Genomic DNA, 896 nt, shown 5'->3' with positions numbered 1-896 from the left:
GCGATCGCTTTTACCAATCGCAATAATCCCCTTAATCCAATCGTTGGGTACGAAGTTGGTTTCGTTCTTATGGGGGTGTTGTGGCTGGCACACTGAAACCTTTTATCGAGATGGAAAGCAATATCTCGGGCTTGATGAGTATCGGATGCGAACCTTTGAATCCATTCAAACCCATTGGACGTTGGTGTTCGTGGCTTACTCAATCTTGCACTTGGCTTGCTTGCCACCCCCGACAAAGGCTCCGGGCAAGCGCCCTACCCAGCTCACACAATCCATCGGGCAGGTCTGTCGCCAGCAATCGCAAGCGCTGATAGAAAAGCTAATCCTCTTTGCTCATGACTGTCTTGAACAGGGTGAATCGGCGTCGCAGGTGTTTGCCAAATTGTTTGACAAGCAGAATAAGGGGGTGCCTGCATGACTCGCTAGATAACGCCTCAATTATTTTTCTACCGTCAGAGCACAACACTCAAGTAATTTAGAAAGCCTCTCAAACGCTTGCTTAAGCAAATCTTCTGCTAGTGCTTTCGACTTTGTGAGCAACTCATTGGCAGTAGCAGTTATGTTTTTTAGAAGAGAGCTAAGATTTTCAAAAAGTTCCTGAATCACGGGTTCAAGCAATTTTCTCAAGCCTTCTCCAGCACCATTGAGAAGCTTGGTGAATGCTGAAGTAACATCCCGCACCCTTGATTTAAAGCTACTAGCCAAGTCTCCAAAGGCATTCTTTAAATCAATTCGAGGCTCTGGAAATTTCAATTCAAGAATAGACATACAGGCTGGACAGTGCGAAGTTTTTCTTGAAGTGCGAAATGCGATTCTCCATAGGAGAGGCGGAGCCAACGCTAAAAGTAACGAACATCCCTATACCCAAGGGGCAAGGAATGTTCGAGACTGGTTGA

At 46.1% G+C, this 896-nt stretch carries 1 protein-coding gene and 1 pseudogene; one reads left to right on the top strand and one right to left on the bottom strand.

Going from position 1 to position 896, the window contains the following annotated elements; genetic code table 11:
* Positions 1 to 418: pseudogene (locus CKL79_RS22985) on the top strand (hypothetical protein); the annotation flags it as partial.
* 20 nt (positions 419 to 438) lie between these two features.
* Here the strand turns inward: CKL79_RS22985 and CKL79_RS22615 are convergent.
* On the bottom strand, positions 439 to 768 hold the full coding sequence (locus CKL79_RS22615) for a hypothetical protein (RefSeq protein WP_121971733.1): 330 nt from the start codon (positions 766 to 768) through the stop codon (positions 439 to 441).
* Positions 769 to 896 lie beyond the last annotated feature (128 nt).

The sequence above is a fragment of the Leptolyngbya sp. BC1307 genome (assembly GCF_002286735.1).
In the GTDB taxonomy this organism is placed as follows: domain Bacteria; phylum Cyanobacteriota; class Cyanobacteriia; order Phormidesmidales; family Phormidesmidaceae; genus Phormidesmis.
The sequence above is the reverse complement of the archived record's forward strand: the minus strand, read 5'-3'. Positions and strand labels throughout refer to the sequence as shown.